Here is a 16,594-nt window from a genome sequence, read left to right as displayed (position 1 = left end):
GGGGCTTTCGGCGTTTCTCGGCGCCTCGGGTATTTTCCTGTCCAAAAATTGTCCATGGATCCCGGACCGCCGTCGGAAATCCCGGCGAATTGTCATAGAGTCACGGAACGGGCGTCCGGGGCGGTGGCCCGGTACGGGAATTTCGGCGGGACCCACGCGGAGGTCGGGAATGCGTGTTCCGGCGCACTCGGTGTGCACGGCGATCCGGGACGACATCGTCGCCGGTGTCCATGAGCGCGGCAGCCGGCTCACCGAGGAAGTCCTCGCCCGCCGCTACGGCGTCTCGCGCGTCCCCGTGCGCGAGGCGCTGCGCACCCTGGAGGCGGAGGGCTTCGTGGTGACGCGGCGGCACGCGGGCGCGTGCGTCGCGGAGTGGACCGGGCAGGAGGCCGCCGACCTGCTGGAGATGCGCGCCCTGCTGGAGCCGCTGTGCGCCGCCCGTGCCGCCGAGCGGCGCACCCAGGCCCACCTCAAGGTGCTGCGCGGCCTGGTCAGGCTGGGGCAGGAGCGGGCCGGGAGCGGCCTGGGCGAGGAACTGCGCGCGCTGGGGGGCTGGTTCCACGAGACGCTCGCCCAGGCCTGCGACAGCCCGGCGCTGACCTCGACGCTGACCCGGCTGCGCCACAAGATCGCCTGGATGTACGTGGTTCAGCCCCCGGCCGACCCCGTCGCGGCCTGGGCCGAGCACGGGGCGATCGTGGACGCCGTGGCGCGCCGCGACGGCGAGCGCGCGCGTGCGCTCACCGCCTCGCACACCGAGCGCACGGCCGCCGCGTACCGCGTGAGGGCTTCGCAACATGCCGTCAACATGTCGGGAGCGCGGCTTTAACGCGGACCCCGTATACAGAGAGGGATATCCGATCGAGGAGAATTCGCGCTGCCCTTTTCCGGGAGTTCTGTAATTGACTCCGTGCCTCATGCGGTCATTGCGCGGCGTTCCGCCCCGGAAACGTGCGGGCCGTGCCGGCCGAGAACGCGGAAGCCGCGCCGCCCGGAAAGGGCGGCGCGGCTTCGGTGCCAGGGGCTGTCCGAGGACTCGCCGGGTTCCTGAACCCGCAGGGGGTGTCGGGACCCGCCGGTTCGCGCGATCCGACGGATCCTCGTGCACCTGCCCGGTCAGACCGTCTCGGGGAGCTCCTCGAGACCCTCGGCGACCAGCTTGGCCAGCCGGTCGAGGGCGGCCTCCGCACCCTCGGCGTCGGAGGCCAGGACGACTTCCTCGCCGCCCTGGGCGCCGAGGCCGAGGACGGCCAGCATGGAGGCCGCGTTGACGGGCGCGCCGTCGGCCTTGGCGATCGTCACGGGGACACCGGAGGCCGTGGCGGCCCGGACGAAGATGGAGGCGGGGCGGGCGTGGAGACCCTCGGCCCAGCCGACGTTGACGCGGCGCTCAGCCATGTGATGCTGCCCTTCAGGTGTAGCAGGTTGTCTAGACCAGTTTCCCACATGTGCGGCACCGCCCCGAGCGGCGCGCGTCACGTCCGGGGCGCGGCGTCCGATCACGGCCCCCGAGCGGAGGCAGGGCCGGGGATCTCCGCCGGTTCCGACGCCTCGGGCGGGCTCCGGCGGGTCCTCCTGGGCGGTGCGTGTCTCCACAGACTGCCCCGGGCCCCTGCCGGACGCCAGGGCCCCCGGTGCGGATCATGCCGGACTCGCGGCCCGATCCGGCGTGATCCGAACGAGAGACCCTGGCCGTACCCTGGGGCCCATGCAGACCTCGTCGGACCGGCACGAGTATCCAGCCCACTGGGAAGCCGACGTGGTGCTGCGCGACGGCGGCACCGCGCGGGTCCGTCCCATCACCGCCGAGGACGCGGACCGGCTGGTCAGCTTCTACGAACAAGTGTCGGACGAATCCAAGTACTACCGCTTCTTCGCGCCCTACCCGCGCCTGTCCGCGAAGGACGTCCACCGCTTCACCCACCACGACTTCGTCGACCGGGTGGGGCTCGCCGCCACGATCGGCGGCGAGTTCATCGCCACCGTGCGCTACGACCGCATCGGCGCGACCGGACGGCCCGCCGACGGGCCGTCCGACGAGGCCGAGGTCGCCTTCCTGGTGCAGGACGCCCACCAGGGGCGCGGGGTCGCCTCCGCGCTGCTCGAACACATCGCCGCCGTCGCCCGGGAGCGGGGCATCCGCCGCTTCACCGCCGAGGTGCTGCCGGCCAACACCAAGATGATCAAGGTGTTCACGGACGCCGGGTACACCCAGAAGCGCAGCTTCGAGGACGGCGTGGTCCGCCTGGAGTTCGACATCGAGCCCACCGACCGCTCGCTGGCCGTGCAGCGCGCGCGGGAACAACGCGCCGAGGGACGGTCGGTGCGCCGGCTGCTCGCCCCCGGCTCCGTCGCGGTCGTCGGCGTCGGCCGCGCGCACGGCGGCGTGGGCCGCAGCATCCTCGACCACATCCGTGACGCCGGGTTCACCGGTCAGCTGTACGCCGTCAACCGGGCCTTCGAGGCGGACCGGACGCACATCGACGGGGTGCCCGCCCACCGCTCGGTGCGGGAGATCGACGGGCCGGTCGACCTCGCGGTGGTGGCCGTACCGGCCGAGCACGTCCCCGAGGTCGTCACCGAGTGCGGCGAGCACGGCGTGCAGGGCCTCGTCGTGATCTCCGCCGGGTACGCCGAGAGCGGGCCCGAGGGACGCGAGCGGCAGCGCGCCCTCGTACGGCACGCGCGCGCGTACGGCATGCGCATCATCGGGCCGAACGCCTTCGGGATCGTCAACACCTCGCCCGGGATCCGGCTGAACGCCTCCCTCGCCCCCGAGATGCCCCGCCCCGGCCGCATCGGGATGTTCGCGCAGTCCGGAGCCATCGGCATCGCCCTGCTGTCCCGGCTGCACCGGCGCGGCGGCGGGGTCACCGGTACCACCGGCGTGTCGACGTTCGTCTCCTCCGGCAACCGCGCGGACGTCTCCGGCAACGACGTCCTGCAGTACTGGTACGACGACCCCGACACCGACGTCGCCCTGATGTACCTGGAGTCCATCGGCAATCCGCGCAAGTTCACCCGCCTCGCCCGGCGCACGGCCGCGGCCAAACCGCTCGTCGTCGTCCAGGGCGCCGGGTCGGGCCCCCAGGGACACGCCGTACGGGCCACCCGGCTGCCGCACGCCACGGTGTCCGCGCTGCTGCGGCAGGCCGGCGTGATCCGGGTGGACACCATCACCGAACTGGTCGACACCGGACTGCTGCTCGCCCGGCAGCCGCTGCCCCCGGGCCCCCGGGTGGCGATCCTCGGCAACTCCGAGTCGCTGGGCGTACTGACGTACGACCGGTGCCTCGCCGAGGGGTTGCGCCCGCAGCCGCCCCAGGACCTGACGACCGCGGCGTCCGCGGAGGACTTCCGGGCCGCGCTGGCCCGGGCGCTCGCCGACGAGACCAGCGACGCGGTGGTCGTGACCGCCATACCGGCCCTGGGGGAGGGCGCCGCCGAGGACGCCGCCCTGGCCGAGGCGCTGCGGTCGGCCGCCGCGAAGACGCCGGGCAAGCCGGTGCTGGTGGTCCACGTCGAGCTGGGCGGCCTGGCGGAGGCGCTGTCGGCCGCGGCCAGCACGGGACCGCAGGCCGGCCCCGGCGCCGAGCCCCCCGCCGGGCCGCAGCCCCTGCCCGGCGACGCCCCGGCCGCCGGCGGCGCCCGCCCGCTGCCGTCGACCGCGCCGCGAACGGCCCCCGGCACCGCCCCGGCCCCGGCCCCCGCGCCCGGCGCCACAGACACGGCCCCCACCACCGCGGCCGGCCCCACCGCGACCGGCGTCACCACCGGTCCCACCACGATCCGCGCCACCATGGACCCGGACCCGGACCCGGCCGCGGACGTCGCCCGCCCCGCCGCCGTTCCGCGGCTCATCCCCGCCTACCCCGCCGCCGAACGCGCCGTCCGCGCCCTCGCCGAAGCCGTCCGGTACGGACAGTGGCGGCGCGAGGCCGCGGACCCCGGCAAGGTGCCCGAATACGACGACATCGACGAGAAGGGCGCCGCCGACCTCATCCGCACCCTGCTGGCCCGCGGGCAGGGCCTCACGCTCGGCACCGAGGAGACCTGCGAGCTGCTGGGCCGCTACGGCGTCCACGTCCGCCGGGCCCTGCCCGCGCCCACCCCCGACACCGCCGTCCAGGCCGCCGGGGCCCTGGGCTACCCCGTCGCCCTGAAAGCCACCGCCCCGCACCTGCGCCACCGCGCCGACCTGGGCGGCGTACGCCTGGATCTCGCCGACGAGGAGCAACTGCGCCGGGCGTACGCCGAGTTGACCGAGCTGTTCGGGAAGCCGGAGGAACTGCGACCGGTGGTGCAGGCGATGGCCCCCCGGGGCGTCGACACCGTCGTGCGCGCGGTCATCGACCCGGCGGCCGGCGCCGTGCTCTCCTTCGGCCTCGCCGGCGCCGCCTCCCAGCTGCTCGACGACATGGCGCACCGGCTGGTCCCGGTCACCGGCCGGGAGGCGACCTCCATGATCCGGTCGATCAGGACGGCCCCCCTGCTGTTCGGGTGGCGCGGCTCGGCCCCGGTCGACACGCCCGCCCTGGAGGAGCTGCTGCTGCGCGTGTCGCGGCTCGTCGACGACCACCCGGAAGTGGTCGCGGTCACTCTGGAGCCGGCCGTCGTCGCCCCGCACGGGGTGAGCGTCCTGAGCGCCAGCGTGCGCCTGGCGCCCCCGCCCGCCCGGGACGATCTCGGGCCGCGCACGCTCCCGGCGTACTGAGGGCGCTTCTCGCGCGCGCAGCGGTGCCTCGCAGTCGGTGCGCCCCCGTAGGATGGACGGCATGGCCAAGACCAGTACGACGACCCAGGGGCTGCGGGCGGCGATCGAACGCAGCGGCTACTACCCGGCTCTCGTGGCCGAGGCGGTGGAGGCCGCCGTGGGCGGCGAGCCCATCCGGTCGTACCTGGTCCACCAGGAGACCACCTTCGACCAGAACGAAGTGCGCCGCCACGTGACGGTGCTCGTCCTCACCGGCAACCGCTTCATCGTCAGCCACACCGACGAGCAGGCCGCCGACACCACCTCCCCGACGCCCTACGCGACCACCTCCACGGAGTCGGTCAAGATCGGCCGGATCTCGTCGGTCGTGGTCAGCCGGATGGTCGCCAACCCGGAGCAGTACACGCCGGGCACGCTGCCCCGCGAGGTGGTCCTCACCATCGGCTGGGGCGCAGTCTCGCGCATCGACCTGGAGCCCGCCGCCTGCGGCGACCCCAACTGCGAGGCCGACCACGGCTACACCGGCAACTCGACGGCGGACGACCTGAGCCTGCGCGTCAGCGAGGCCGGCGACGGCCCGGAGACGGTGCGCCAGGCCCTCGCCTTCGCCCAGGCCATCTCCGAGGCCACCGCGGACGTCACCCGCTGATGACCCTGTCCACCGCCTGGGACCACCCGGAGCCCCTCGCCGTCGCCTCCGCGCCCGTGCCCGCGTACGGGTCCGGCTCGCTCGCCGACCTGCTGCCCACGCTGGCCGCCGGCATGGGCGTGCCGGACATGACGGCCGCGATCCCCGAGCTGACGCCGGTCGACCGCGCCTGCGTCTTCCTGATCGACGGGCTCGGCTGGGAGCAGCTGCGGGCGCACCCCGGGGAAGCGCCCTTCCTGACCTCCCTGCTGGACAGCTCGCGCGGCGGCACCGGCCGCCCGATCACCGCCGGCTACCCCGCCACCACCGCCACCTCCCTGGCCTCCGTCGGCACCGGCCTGCCCCCGGGCGCCCACGGCCTGCCCGGCTACACGGTGCGCGACCCGGCCACCGGCGCGCTGATGAACCAGCTGCGCTGGCAGCCGTACACCGACCCGCGCGCCTGGCAGCCGTACCCCACCGTCTTCCAGCTGGCCCAGCGGGCCGGCGTGCACAGCGCGCAGGTGTCCTCGCCCACCTTCGAGAACACCCCGCTGACCAAGGTCGCCCTCACCGGCGGGACGTTCCTGGGCCGGCTGACCGGCGAGGAGCGCATGGACGTCGCGGCCGAGCAGCTCGCCGCGGGCGACCGCGCCCTGGTCTACACGTACTACTCCGAACTCGACGGCGCCGGCCACCGCTACGGCGTGGACTCCGACACCTGGCGCGGCCAGCTCATGCACGTCGACCGGCTGGTCCAGCGCCTGGCCGAACAACTGCCCGACCGCAGCGCCCTCTACGTCACCGCCGACCACGGCATGGTCGACATCCCCTTCGACGAGCGGCACCGCCTCGACTTCGACGAGGACTGGGAGCTGCGCGCCGGTGTCGCCCTGCTCGGCGGCGAGGGACGCGCCCGGCATGTGTACGCCGTGCCCGGCGCGGCGAACGACGTGCTGACCTGCTGGCGCGAGGTGCTCGGCGAGCAGTTCTGGGTGGCGTCCAGGGACGAGGCCGTCGACGCGGGCTGGTTCGGGCCGCGGGTCGACGACCGCGTGTTCGAGCGGCTCGGCGACGTGATCGCCGCGGCCCGCGACGACGTGCTGCTCATCGCCTCGGAGCGGGAGCCGAAGGAGTCGTCGATGGTCGGCAACCACGGCTCGATGACCCCTGCCGAGCAGCTGGTGCCCCTCCTCGAAGTACGTTCCTGACGCCGCCCGCGCTCAGCCCGTCCACCCCCTCCGCTCCGCCGAAAGGTGCCCGTCCTGCCATGCCCGAGCTGGTGTTCTTCTCCGGAACGATGGACTGCGGGAAGTCCACACTGGCTCTGCAGATAGAGCACAACCGTTCGGCGCGCGGCCTGGTGGGAATGATCTTCACGCGGGACGACCGGGCGGGCGAGGGCAAGCTGTCCTCACGGCTCGGGCTGGTCACGGACGCGGTGGAGGTCGAGGACGGCGTGGACCTGTACGCCTATCTCGTCGACCACCTCTCCCGGGGTGGCCGCGCCGATTACGTGATCGCGGACGAGGCGCAGTTCCTCGCGCCGGAGCAGATCGACCAGCTCGCCCGCGTGGTCGACGACCTGGAGATCGACGTCTACGCCTTCGGCATCACCACCGACTTCCGCTCCAAGCTGTTCCCCGGCTCCCAGCGCCTGGTCGAGCTCGCCGACCGGGTCGAGGTGCTCCAGGTGGAGGCGCTGTGCTGGTGCGGAGCCCGAGCCACCCACAACGCCCGCACGGTGGGCGGCGTCATGGTCGTCGAGGGCGCCCAGGTGGTCGTCGGCGACGTCACCCGGGCCGCCGACGAGATCGGCTACGAGGTCCTGTGCCGCCGCCACCACCGCCGCCGCATGACCGCGGCCTCGGCCCACGCGGCGGCCCTCTCCCCGGACGTGCTGCCGGTCACGCCGGCCTGACGCGGAGAGCGATCCTTGCCCCGGCCCGGACGGTGATCCGCCGGAAGACGCGCGTGGGCACCCGGCACGACGTCATCGGGCAGACCTTTCGATCCGCCCCCGCTCGAACGACGCGTGCGGACGATTCCCTCCGCGAGGTCTTCGCCGTCGCCGTGCGAACGCCGCTCGGCCCATGGCCGGGGGGACCGGCCCTTTGGCCATGGGCCGAGCGGCGTCACCATGGTGACGCCGACCCCCGGTCAGCGCCCGCTCTGCACCAACGCGAACCGCGCCCCCTCCGGGTCCGAGACCGTGGTGGCCCGGCCGTAGGAGGTGTCCTGGGGCGGGGTGAGGACGCGGCCGCCGAGTCCGGCCAGGCGTTCGAGGGTCTCGTCCGTGTCGGCGACCTCGAAGTACGTCGTCCAGTGCGGTCCCCGCTCACGCGGCAGGGCGTGGCCCAGGCCGTGGACGCCGGCGACCGGGCGGCCGTCGAGCGTCAGCGTCACGTAGTCGGAGGGCGGGCCGGACGCCGGTTCCGCGGTGGCGTCCGGTCCCCGCCGACTCTCCGCGTAACCGAACAGGGATCCGTAGAACTTGGTGACGTTCGCCGTCTCGAAGGTCCGCAGTTCGTTCCAGACGGGGGTGCCGGGCACGCCCATGAGGTCCGTGCCCAGGTGCGCCGCCGCCTGCCACACGCCGAAGACCGCGCCGCCGGGGTCGGATGCGATCAAGAGCCGTCCGGCGCTGTCGGCGTCCAGCGGGCCGACCCCGACCGTGCCGCCGCACAGACGGACCGTTTCCGCCGTCAGATCCACGTCGTCGGAGGCGAAGTAGGGCGTCCAGGCGACGGGCAGGGGGCGGTCCGGGGGCAGCAGCCCGACGCCGGCCACCTCGCGGCCGTTCAGCAACGCCCGCACGTAAGGGCCGAGCCGGCGCGGGCCCGGCTCGAACTCCCAGCCGAAGAGGTCTCCGTAGAAGGCCTGGGTGACGGCCATGTCGTGGACCATCAGGCTCACCCAGCAGGGTGCGCCGGGCTGGTACCGGGTGTGTGTCCGGCCGTTCAGGCCGGTCGCCGGCTCCGGTGCCTCGGTCATCGTCGCTCTCTTCTCGGCCCCTCGCGGTGGCCGCCTCGATTCCGCTTCCCGGACCCCGGACCGGCGCGCGCGGCGCCGCCGGGGAGAGATGCACTGACCGGAGTGTGCCCGGCTCCTGCCCTCCCGCCCCTTTCGGTGTGCTTGCCGACGCATGTCGATCGCTTGTACGGCATGTGGCCGAATCCATACGCTTCGTGATCGCGCCTGTCCGGCCGAGCAGGTTAGCCGGACCCGGGCGCGACGGCCACCCCGTGCGCGAGGATGGTGACCATGAACGCCATCATTTCCGCACCCGAGCTCGCCGCCGCCCTCGCGGGCGCCAATCCGCCGGTGCTGCTGGACGTCCGCTGGCAGCTCAGCGTGGCCAAGGCGGCCGGCGAGCCGCCCTTCGACGGGCGCGCCGCCTACGCGGCCGGGCACCTGCCCGGCGCCGTCTTCGTCGACCTGGACCGCGAACTGGCCTCCGCGCCGGGCGGGCGAGGCCGCCATCCGCTGCCCGACGTCGAGGAGTTCGGCGCCACGATGCGCCGCGCCGGGGTCGGCTCCGGCCGGCCGGTCGTGGTGTACGACGGCGGTCAGGGCTGGGCCGCGGCCCGCGCCTGGTGGCTGCTGCGCTGGACGGGGCACCCCGACGTACGGGTCCTGGACGGCGGTCTCGCGGCCTGGGAGGGGCCGTTGGAGACCACGGTGCCCGAGCCCGTCGAGGGCGATTTCTCGCCGACGCCGGGCGCGGTGCCGCTGCTCGACGCCGACGCGGCCGGGGCGCTGGCGCGGTCCGGGCTGCTGTTCGACGCGCGGGCGGGGGAGCGGTACCGGGGCGAGGTGGAGCCGATCGACCGGGTGGGCGGTCACATCCCGGGCGCGGTGTCCGCGCCCACGAACGAGAACGTCGGCCCGGACGGACGGTTCCTGCCCGCGGCCGAACTCCAGGCGCGGTTCGAGGTGCTGGGCGCCAAGGAGGGCACGGAGGTGGGCGTCTACTGCGGCTCCGGGGTCTCCGGCGCGCACGAGGTGCTGGCCCTGGCCGTGGCGGGGATCCCGGCGGCCCTGTATGTCGGCTCGTGGTCGGAGTGGTCCTCGGACCCGGCCAGGCCGGTGGCCGTGGGACCGGACCCGCAGTAGCCGCGGGGCGCGGAGGGGAGGGCCGTCCCCCGGGGGCGGCCCTCACGCTCGTACAGCCTTGCTATTCCTGCTTCTTGCGGCGGGTGCCGAAGACGATCTCGTCCCAGCTCGGGACCGCGGCGCGGCGGCCGGGGCGGACGCCGTCCGCCTCGGCCTGGCGGTCGGTCGCGCCGATCAGCCGGTCGCGGTGGCTGCCGACGGAGCGGGGCATGAGCACGTCGGCGTAGGCGGATCCCGCGCCGGCGGAGGCCGCGGGAGCCGGCGGCTCCTCCAGCTCCACGTCCTGCTCGGACTCCGCGGCCGGCTCCGGCGTCCGCTCGGGCACCACCAGGTCGCCGCGGAAGCTGGGCACCGCCTCCAGCAGGCTGGTCAGCGAGTCGCGTTCGCCCGTGCTCTCCTCGGCCGGCTCGGAGCCCTGCGCGGGCAGCGCCGGACGGTCCCGGTCGCGGAAGTCCCGGTCCAGCGGACGGTCGCGCGGCAGCCGGGCGATGCGGGGCACGAACGGGAAGCTCGGCTCCGGCGCCCCGAGGTCGTCGGACTCGCCGATGAGGGAGCGTGCCTCGCTGTCGACGGCCTGCACCAGGCGACGCGGCGGGTCGTAGGTCCAGCTCGCCGAGTGCGGTTCGCTCGCGACCCGATAGACGAGCAGGACCTCCCAGGTGCCGTCGTCGCGACGCCAGGAGTCCCACTGGACGGTGTCCTTCTCGGCACCGCGCAGCAGCAGCCGCTCCTGGACGGCCTCGCCGAGCAGCGGGCCGGAGTTCTCGCCGGGGCGGCGGACCGGAGTCTTGCGGGCGCGTTCGGCCATGAAGGCGCGCTCGGCCAGTACCGGGCCCTCGAAGCGCCGGACGCGGTCGACGGGGATGCCGGCGAGCTGGGCGACCTCTTCCGCGGTCGCACCCGCTCTTATCCGCGCCTGGATGTCGCGGGGGCGGAGATGGCTCTCCACCTCGATCTCGATCTGGCCGAGGCGGGGACGGTCGCCGCGCACGGCGGCGCGGAGCCGTTCGTCGATGGGAAGCGTGTACTCCGTGCTGTCCGCAGCCTTCAGCACCAGCCGTGTGCCGTCATTGGAGACGGCCACGACACGCAGTTCGGGCATGGGGACCTCCCGGGTGGTGCCTGCCGACGTCACGTGCGTCGCTGCTTCCGCTAGTCGAGTGTGGCCTGCCCGGGTGCAGCCTGCCACAACCTTGCCGAGTTGCCCGGCGTGTCGGGCGCGGGCCCTGGATCGCCGTTATGGCACGGTTACCTGTTCGCAACGCTAAGTGACCAACTCCGTCACCCTGTGCAACCAGCCCCCTCCCGGCGGTCCAGCGGGTCCCGGACACCCTGGCGGGAGACCGGACCCAGGGCTCGCAACACTACTCCATTTGGACCACGTGCGTGGATTGGCGCGCGCCCAACTTCTGGCCGTGGACGGGACTTGACCGTCCCTGACCGGATTTATCGATCATGAACGTGGCGTACTTCACGTAATCGCCAGAAACGGAACTAACGGTTTCGCTCATACGTCCCTTTCTCGTGCAGTGGGTCGATCACGTCCCGAAGATCCGTCCGTGTACGGGAGAGGCAGGCAAGGTCCGGGTATGCGCGAAAAGCCCGACAGCGGTGAGACGTCGAGCGCGGGGGAGGAGGTACCGAAGAAGCGGCTGGAGCTGAACGCCGCCCAGGTCGCGGGCAGCGCCGTGGCGGCCGTGGTGGCCGCCAAGCTCGCCTCGTACTTCGGCGTCTACGGCACGATCCTCGGAGCCGGCGTCGTCAGCGTCATCGCCACCTGCGGCGGCTCGGTCTTCCAGCACTTCTTCCGGCGCACCGGCGAGCAGATCCGGACGGTGGCCGTGGCGTCCCGGCCGGGCCCGGCCGACGTCCCGGCGGGCCTGCGCGCCGCCGCCCCCGCCGAGCGGACCGCGCCGCCGCCGGGAGAGTTCTCGCCGGGCACGGTCCACCGCGCCCGGATCAGGAGCTGGAAGCGCCCCCTGCTCGGGGCGGCCCTCGTCTTCGGCGTCACCATGGGCGGCATCACCGTGTACGAGACGATGTCGGGCGACAGCTTCAGCGGCGGGCACGGCACCACGGTCGGCGACGCGGTGGCCGGCCGGCACGCCGGTCCGTCGTCCGGCGACGACACGCCGGCCCCGTCCACCTCGTCCACGGACGGTCCGGCGGCCGGTGACGGAACGTCGGGCGGCACGTCGCCGAGCGGCGCCGCCTCCGACCGCCCCGGCACCGGTACGGCGCCGGGCGCCGTACCGACGCCGGACGCCACCGCGAGCACGGGGACCGGCGGCACGGGAAGCGCCGGAACGGGCACGGACGGTACGGCGGGCGGCGGGACGGCGACGGACGGCACCGGGACCGGCGGCTCCGGCACGGGCGGTTCCGGCACGGCGGACGGCACGACCGGGACCGACGGCGGCACCACCCCCGCGCCCGGCGCGTCCGCTACGCCCCCAGCACCCTCCGCAGATAGTCGTTCTGGAACAGCCGCCGCGGATCCAGCCGGTCCCGCAGCGCGGTGAACTCGCCGAAGCGCGGGTAGACCCCGGCGAAGTACTCCGCGTCCCTGGTGTGGACCTTGCCCCAGTGCGGCCGTCCCTCGTGCGCGGTGAAGATGCGCTCGGCGGCGGTGAAGTACCGCTGGTAGGGCGTGCCCCGGAACATGTGGACGGCGACGTACGCGCTGTCGCGGCCCGAGGCGGTGGACAGGGTGATGTCGTCGGCGGGCGCGGTGCGCACCTCCACCGGGAAGCTCACCCGCAGCCCGGAGCGGTCCACCATCGCCTTCAGCTCGCGCAGCGTGTCGACCAGGGCCGCGCGCGGGACGGCGTACTCCATCTCCACGAAGCGCACCCGGCGCGGCGAGGTGAAGACCTTGTAGGGGATGTCGGTGTACGTCCGCGCGGACAGCGCACGGCTGGAGACCCGGGCGATCGCCGGGACCGTGGCGGGCACCGCCCGGCCGACCCAGTTGGCCACCTGGAAGACGCCGTTGGACAGGAGTTCGTCCTCGACCCAGCCCGACAGCCGCCCCACCGGCTCCTCGGGGCCCGCGCTGCGGTTGTTGCGCTTGGTGTTGGTGCTGCCGGTGTGCGGGAACCAGTAGAACTCGAAGTGCTCGTTCTCCGCCCACAGCTGGTCGAACTCGGCGAGCACCCGGTCCAGGGGCATCGGCTCCTCGCGGGCCGTGAGCAGGAAGACCGGCTCCACGGCGAAGGTGATCGCGGTCACGATGCCGAGCGCGCCGAGGCCTGTTCGGGCGGCGGCGAAGACCTCCGGGTTCTCGGTCGCGGAGCAGGTGAGCACCGTGCCGTCGGCGGTGACCAGCTCAAGGCCCCTGATCTGGGCGGCGATGGAGGCGGACTCGCGGCCGGTGCCGTGGGTGCCGGTGCTGGTCGCCCCGGACACCGTCTGCTCCATGATGTCGCCCATGTTGGTGAGGGACAGTCCCTCACGGGCGAGCGCCATGTTGAGCCTCTTGAGCGGGGTGCCGGCCTCCACCGTGACCGTCATGGCGTCCCGGTCGATGCCGCGGATGCCGGTCAGCAGCTGAGGACGGATCAGCACCCCGTCGGTGGCGGCGATCGACGTGAAGGAGTGCCCCGTACCGACGGCCTTCACCTTCAGACCGTCCTCCGCGGCCTTCCGCACGGCCGCGGAGAGCTCCTCCACCGACGCCGGAGCGACCTCCCGCACGGGACGGGCGTGGACGTTGCCGCCCCAGTTACGCCACGTGCCGCTCTTCGCGCTCGCCTTGCTGCCCAACGGAGCCTCCCCGACCCGGAGCCGGCCTGCTGAGCCGGCGGTACCCGAGGAAACCGACCGCGACCGCGACGGCCCCGGACACCGCCGGAACCCCGTACCCCGAACGCGCGCCGGCCGCGTCGATCACCCAGCCGGCCACCGACGAGCCGAGCGCCACCCCGACCGCGAGGCCGGTGCTCACCCAGGTCATGCCCTCGGTCAGGTGCGCGCGCGGTACGTGCTCTTCGACGAGGGCCATCGTCGTGATCATCGTGGGAGCGACGGAGAGGCCCGCAACGAACAGCGCCACGGCCAGGAACGGCAGGTTTCCGACCAGTAGGAGGGGGATCATACTCACGGCCATCGCGCATATGCCCAGCAGCCAGCGGCGGGCGGGCGTCTCGGACGGCCGCAGCAGGCCGAACAGCACCCCCGCCGTGCACGAGCCCGCCGCGTACAGCGCGAGCACGATGCTCGCGGCGCTCTTGTGGCCGCGTTCGTCCGCGAAGGCCACGGTGACCACGTCGACCGATCCGAAGATCGACCCGGTCGCCACGAAGGTGGCCACCAGGACCTGCAGCCCGCGCGAGCGCAGCGCCGAACCCGCGACGTGGTGCTCGCGCGGGTGGGGCTTCGGCTCCGTGGCCCGCTGCGAGGTCAACCAGAAGACGCCCACGGCCAGGAAGCAGGCGGCCAGCAGCGGTCCCGCCTCCGGGAACCAGGCCGTCGACAGCCCGATGGAGACGATCGGCCCGAAGATGAAGCAGACCTCGTCCACCACCGACTCGAACGAGTACGCGGTGTGCAGCTGGGGCGTCCCCCGGTAGAGCGCCGCCCAGCGCGCCCGGACCATCGCCCCCAGCGACGGCACCGAGCCGATCCCCGCCGCGCACACGAACAGCACCCAGTCCGGCCACCGGAACCAGGCGGCCAGCAGCAGCCCCGCCGCCGCGCACAGCGAGACCAGCGTCGCCGGCCGCAGCACCCGGCGCTGTCCGTAGCGGTCGACCAGCCGCGACACCTGCGGCCCCAGCGCGGCCGCGGCCAGCGCGATGGTCGCCGACAGCGCGCCCGCGAGTCCGTAGCGCCCCGTCAGCTGGGAGATCATCGTGACCACGCCGATGCCCATCATGGACAGCGGCATCCGGCCGAGGAACCCCGCGGCGGAGAAGCCCTTGGAGCCGGGAGCGGCGAAGAGGGCGCGGTACGGGCTGGGCACAGGGACTCCGGGTCCGGTCAGGCGTCTCCGGGGGTCCGGTAAGGCGCGAAGGATGCTGATACAGCTTACGTGGCGGGCGTCGCCCGACGCACCCGGGATCGCGGGTCGGGATCCCGGCCGTCGGCGCCGGGTGGCAGGATCGAGACATGCCAGACGCGCTCGATGTCACCCCGTACGACGCCCTGCTCCTGCTCTCGTTCGGCGGCCCGGAGGGGCCGGACGACGTGGTCCCGTTCCTGGAGAACGTGACGCGCGGGCGCGGCATCCCGAAGGAACGCCTCAAGGAGGTCGGGCAGCACTACTTCCTGTTCGGCGGCGTCAGCCCCATCAACGAACAGAACCGAGCCCTGCTGGACGCCCTCCGCAAGGACTTCTCCGGCCACGGTCTGGACCTGCCCGTCTACTGGGGCAACCGCAACTGGGCGCCCTACCTCACCGACACCCTGCGGGACATGGTCCGTGACGGCCGCCGCCGCGTCCTGGTCCTGGCCACCAGCGCCTACGCCTCCTACTCGGGCTGCCGCCAGTACCGCGAGAACCTCGCCGACGCGCTCGCCGCGCTGACGGCCGAGGGCCTCGAGCCGCCGCGGGTCGACAAGCTGCGGCACTACTTCAACCACCCCGGCTTCGTCGAACCCATGGTCGACGGCGTGGTCGAGGCCCTGGCCGACCTCCCCGAGGACGTCCGCTCCGGCGCGCACATCGCCTTCACCACCCACTCGATCCCGCTCTCCGCAGCCGACACCTCCGGCCCCGTCGAGCAGCACGGCGACGGCGGTGCGTACGTCAGGGAGCACCTCGACGTGGCGCGGCTGATCGCCGACGCGGTCCGCGAGCGCACCGGCGTGGACCACCCCTGGCAGCTCGTCTACCAGTCCCGTTCCGGCGCCCCGCACATCCCGTGGCTGGAACCGGACATCTGCGACCACCTGGAGGAGCGGCACGCGGCCGGCGTCCCGGCCGTCGTCATGGCGCCCGTCGGCTTCGTCTCCGACCACATGGAGGTCCTCTACGACCTCGACACCGAGGCCACGGCCAAGGCCGCGGAACTGGGCCTTGCGGTGCGCCGCTCGGCCACCGTCGGCGCCGACCCGCGCTTCGCCGCGGGGATCCGCGACCTGATCCTGGAGCGCGCCGCCGCCGAGCGCGGACAGCGTGTCACGCCGTGCGCCCTGGGCCCGCTCGGCGCCAGTCACGACCTCTGCCCGGTGGGCTGCTGCCCGGCCCGCACCGCCCGGCCCGCCGCCGCGGGCGCCGACAGCCCCTACGCGTGAGGACACCGTGACCGACGCCCTGCACACGGAACTGCTCCAGCTCGCCCTCCAGGCCGCCGGCCGCGCCGGCGAACTGCTGCGCGACGGCCGCCCGGCCGACCTGGCGGTCGCCGCCACCAAGTCCAGCCCGATCGACGTCGTCACCGAGATGGACCTCGCGGCCGAGAAGCTGATCACCGACCTGATCGCCGACCGGAGGCCCGCCGACGGCATCCTCGGCGAGGAGGGCGCCGCCACCGAGGGCACCAGCGGCATCCGCTGGGTGATCGACCCCCTCGACGGCACGGTGAACTACCTCTACGGGCTGCCCACCTGGGCGGTCTCCGTCGCGGCCGAACAGGACGGCGAGAGCGTCGTCGCGGTCGTGACGGCCCCGATGCGGGGCGAGACGTTCCACGCCGTGCGCGGCCGCGGCGCCTGGGCCACCGGCGTCTGGGCCGGCGAGCGCAAGCTGGCCTGCCGCCCCGCGCCGCCGCTGGACCAGGCCCTCGTCTCCACCGGCTTCAACTACGTCGCAGAGGTCCGCGCCCACCAGGCCGCGGTCGCCCAGCGGCTGATCCCGCTGGTGCGCGACATCCGGCGCGGCGGCTCCGCCGCGATCGACCTGTGCGACGTGGCCGCGGGCCGCCTCGACGGCTACTACGAACGCGGTCTGCACGCGTGGGACTACGCCGCCGGGGACCTGATCGCCCGGGAGGCCGGCGCGGTGACCGGTGGCCGCCCCGGAGAGCGCCCCTCGGGCGGTCTGACGGTCGCCGCCTCTCCCGGCGTCTTCGAGCCCCTCCAGGGCCTTCTGGAGGACTTCGGCGCCTGGCACGACTGACCGGGCACGGACGGGCGAGAAGAAGAGCGGGACCCCGGCGCTGGATTCGCCGGGGTCCCGCTCGTGTTCTCGTGTC

The 16,594-nt window shown here is 73.9% G+C and carries 14 protein-coding genes; 9 read left to right on the top strand and 5 right to left on the bottom strand.

Annotation, left to right across the window (positions count from 1 at the left end):
• Positions 1–169 precede the first annotated feature (169 nt).
• Complete coding sequence (locus ACH5A8_RS09065; RefSeq protein ID WP_398999557.1) at positions 170–829, top strand: GntR family transcriptional regulator; 660 nt, start codon at positions 170–172, stop codon at positions 827–829.
• A 287-nt stretch (positions 830–1,116) separates the two neighbouring features.
• On the opposite strand, the gene ACH5A8_RS09060 is transcribed toward ACH5A8_RS09065, so the two are convergent.
• Positions 1,117–1,398, bottom strand: coding sequence for an HPr family phosphocarrier protein (locus ACH5A8_RS09060; RefSeq protein ID WP_398999554.1), 282 nt, complete (start codon positions 1,396–1,398; stop codon positions 1,117–1,119).
• A 310-nt stretch (positions 1,399–1,708) separates the two neighbouring features.
• Between ACH5A8_RS09060 and ACH5A8_RS09055 the strand changes: the two genes are divergently transcribed.
• The 4 genes from ACH5A8_RS09055 to ACH5A8_RS09040 are packed head-to-tail and all read left to right on the top strand — an operon-like array spanning position 1,709 to position 7,263.
• Positions 1,709–4,714: a GNAT family N-acetyltransferase gene (locus ACH5A8_RS09055; RefSeq protein WP_398999552.1), complete on the top strand. Its 3,006-nt coding sequence runs from the start codon at positions 1,709–1,711 to the stop codon at positions 4,712–4,714.
• 52 nt (positions 4,715–4,766) lie between these two features.
• Positions 4,767–5,363, top strand: a complete 597-nt coding sequence (locus ACH5A8_RS09050) for a DUF5998 family protein (RefSeq protein WP_398999818.1) — start codon at positions 4,767–4,769, stop codon at positions 5,361–5,363.
• Positions 5,363–6,553: an alkaline phosphatase family protein gene (locus tag ACH5A8_RS09045; protein ID WP_398999550.1), complete on the top strand. Its 1,191-nt coding sequence runs from the start codon at positions 5,363–5,365 to the stop codon at positions 6,551–6,553. The genes ACH5A8_RS09050 and ACH5A8_RS09045 overlap by 1 nt, the downstream gene beginning before the upstream one ends.
• Before the next feature lie 59 nt (positions 6,554–6,612).
• Positions 6,613–7,263: a thymidine kinase gene (locus tag ACH5A8_RS09040; RefSeq protein ID WP_398999548.1), complete on the top strand. Its 651-nt coding sequence runs from the start codon at positions 6,613–6,615 to the stop codon at positions 7,261–7,263.
• A 239-nt stretch (positions 7,264–7,502) separates the two neighbouring features.
• Here ACH5A8_RS09040 and ACH5A8_RS09035 read toward each other — a convergent pair whose 3' ends face one another.
• On the bottom strand, positions 7,503–8,336 hold the full coding sequence (locus ACH5A8_RS09035; protein WP_398999546.1) for a VOC family protein: 834 nt from the start codon (positions 8,334–8,336) through the stop codon (positions 7,503–7,505).
• A 270-nt stretch (positions 8,337–8,606) separates the two neighbouring features.
• On the opposite strand from ACH5A8_RS09035, the gene ACH5A8_RS09030 reads away from it, so the two are divergent.
• Positions 8,607–9,458: a sulfurtransferase gene (locus ACH5A8_RS09030; RefSeq protein ID WP_398999544.1), complete on the top strand. Its 852-nt coding sequence runs from the start codon at positions 8,607–8,609 to the stop codon at positions 9,456–9,458.
• A gap of 61 nt (positions 9,459–9,519) precedes the next feature.
• Here the strand turns inward: ACH5A8_RS09030 and sepH are convergent, their stop codons facing one another.
• Entirely contained in the window at positions 9,520–10,560 is a 1,041-nt protein-coding gene (gene sepH, locus ACH5A8_RS09025) for a septation protein SepH (protein ID WP_398999542.1), read from the bottom strand.
• Between the two features lie 487 nt (positions 10,561–11,047).
• Between sepH and ACH5A8_RS09020 the strand changes: the two genes are divergently transcribed.
• Positions 11,048–11,980 carry a hypothetical protein gene (locus tag ACH5A8_RS09020; RefSeq protein WP_398999540.1) on the top strand — a complete coding sequence of 311 codons (933 nt, stop codon included), beginning with the start codon at positions 11,048–11,050 and terminating at the stop codon, positions 11,978–11,980.
• Here ACH5A8_RS09020 and ACH5A8_RS09015 read toward each other — a convergent pair.
• Positions 11,904–13,223: a D-arabinono-1,4-lactone oxidase gene (locus ACH5A8_RS09015; RefSeq protein ID WP_398999538.1), complete on the bottom strand. Its 1,320-nt coding sequence runs from the start codon at positions 13,221–13,223 to the stop codon at positions 11,904–11,906. The genes ACH5A8_RS09020 and ACH5A8_RS09015 overlap by 77 nt on opposite strands.
• Positions 13,183–14,421 carry an MFS transporter gene (locus ACH5A8_RS09010; protein WP_398999536.1) on the bottom strand — a complete coding sequence of 413 codons (1,239 nt, stop codon included), beginning with the start codon at positions 14,419–14,421 and terminating at the stop codon, positions 13,183–13,185. The genes ACH5A8_RS09015 and ACH5A8_RS09010 overlap by 41 nt, the downstream gene beginning before the upstream one ends.
• Positions 14,422–14,567: 146 nt before the next feature.
• Between ACH5A8_RS09010 and ACH5A8_RS09005 the strand changes: the two genes are divergently transcribed.
• Both ACH5A8_RS09005 and ACH5A8_RS09000 read left to right on the top strand, forming a co-directional pair.
• The gene (locus ACH5A8_RS09005; RefSeq protein ID WP_398999534.1) at positions 14,568–15,695 is read left to right on the top strand and encodes a ferrochelatase; all 1,128 of its coding nucleotides are present in this window, start codon (positions 14,568–14,570) and stop codon (positions 15,693–15,695) included.
• A gap of 7 nt (positions 15,696–15,702) precedes the next feature.
• Positions 15,703–16,518, top strand: coding sequence for an inositol monophosphatase family protein (locus ACH5A8_RS09000; RefSeq protein WP_398999532.1), 816 nt, complete (start codon positions 15,703–15,705; stop codon positions 16,516–16,518).
• The last annotated feature ends 76 nt before the right edge of the window (positions 16,519–16,594 follow it).

Origin of the sequence: Streptomyces sp. NPDC018610, assembly GCF_044391765.1 — a bacterium.
Classification (GTDB): domain Bacteria; phylum Actinomycetota; class Actinomycetes; order Streptomycetales; family Streptomycetaceae; genus Streptomyces.
The sequence above is the reverse complement of the archived record's forward strand: the minus strand, read 5'-3'. Positions and strand labels throughout refer to the sequence as shown.

What these genes read in the sequence shown, in the direction of transcription:
- sepH (WP_398999542.1), bottom strand. Translation starts at nt 10,560, where the DNA reads ATGCCCGAACTGCGTGTCGTGGCCGTCTCCAATGACGGCACACGGCTG.
- ACH5A8_RS09035 (WP_398999546.1), bottom strand. Translation starts at nt 8,336, where the DNA reads ATGACCGAGGCACCGGAGCCGGCGACCGGCCTGAACGGCCGGACACAC.
- ACH5A8_RS09005 (WP_398999534.1), top strand. Translation starts at nt 14,568, where the DNA reads ATGCCAGACGCGCTCGATGTCACCCCGTACGACGCCCTGCTCCTGCTC.
- ACH5A8_RS09065 (WP_398999557.1), top strand. Translation starts at nt 170, where the DNA reads ATGCGTGTTCCGGCGCACTCGGTGTGCACGGCGATCCGGGACGACATC.
- ACH5A8_RS09050 (WP_398999818.1), top strand. Translation starts at nt 4,767, where the DNA reads ATGGACGGCATGGCCAAGACCAGTACGACGACCCAGGGGCTGCGGGCG.
- ACH5A8_RS09055 (WP_398999552.1), top strand. Translation starts at nt 1,709, where the DNA reads ATGCAGACCTCGTCGGACCGGCACGAGTATCCAGCCCACTGGGAAGCC.
- ACH5A8_RS09030 (WP_398999544.1), top strand. Translation starts at nt 8,607, where the DNA reads ATGAACGCCATCATTTCCGCACCCGAGCTCGCCGCCGCCCTCGCGGGC.
- ACH5A8_RS09020 (WP_398999540.1), top strand. Translation starts at nt 11,048, where the DNA reads ATGCGCGAAAAGCCCGACAGCGGTGAGACGTCGAGCGCGGGGGAGGAG.
- ACH5A8_RS09045 (WP_398999550.1), top strand. Translation starts at nt 5,363, where the DNA reads ATGACCCTGTCCACCGCCTGGGACCACCCGGAGCCCCTCGCCGTCGCC.
- ACH5A8_RS09060 (WP_398999554.1), bottom strand. Translation starts at nt 1,398, where the DNA reads ATGGCTGAGCGCCGCGTCAACGTCGGCTGGGCCGAGGGTCTCCACGCC.
- ACH5A8_RS09040 (WP_398999548.1), top strand. Translation starts at nt 6,613, where the DNA reads ATGCCCGAGCTGGTGTTCTTCTCCGGAACGATGGACTGCGGGAAGTCC.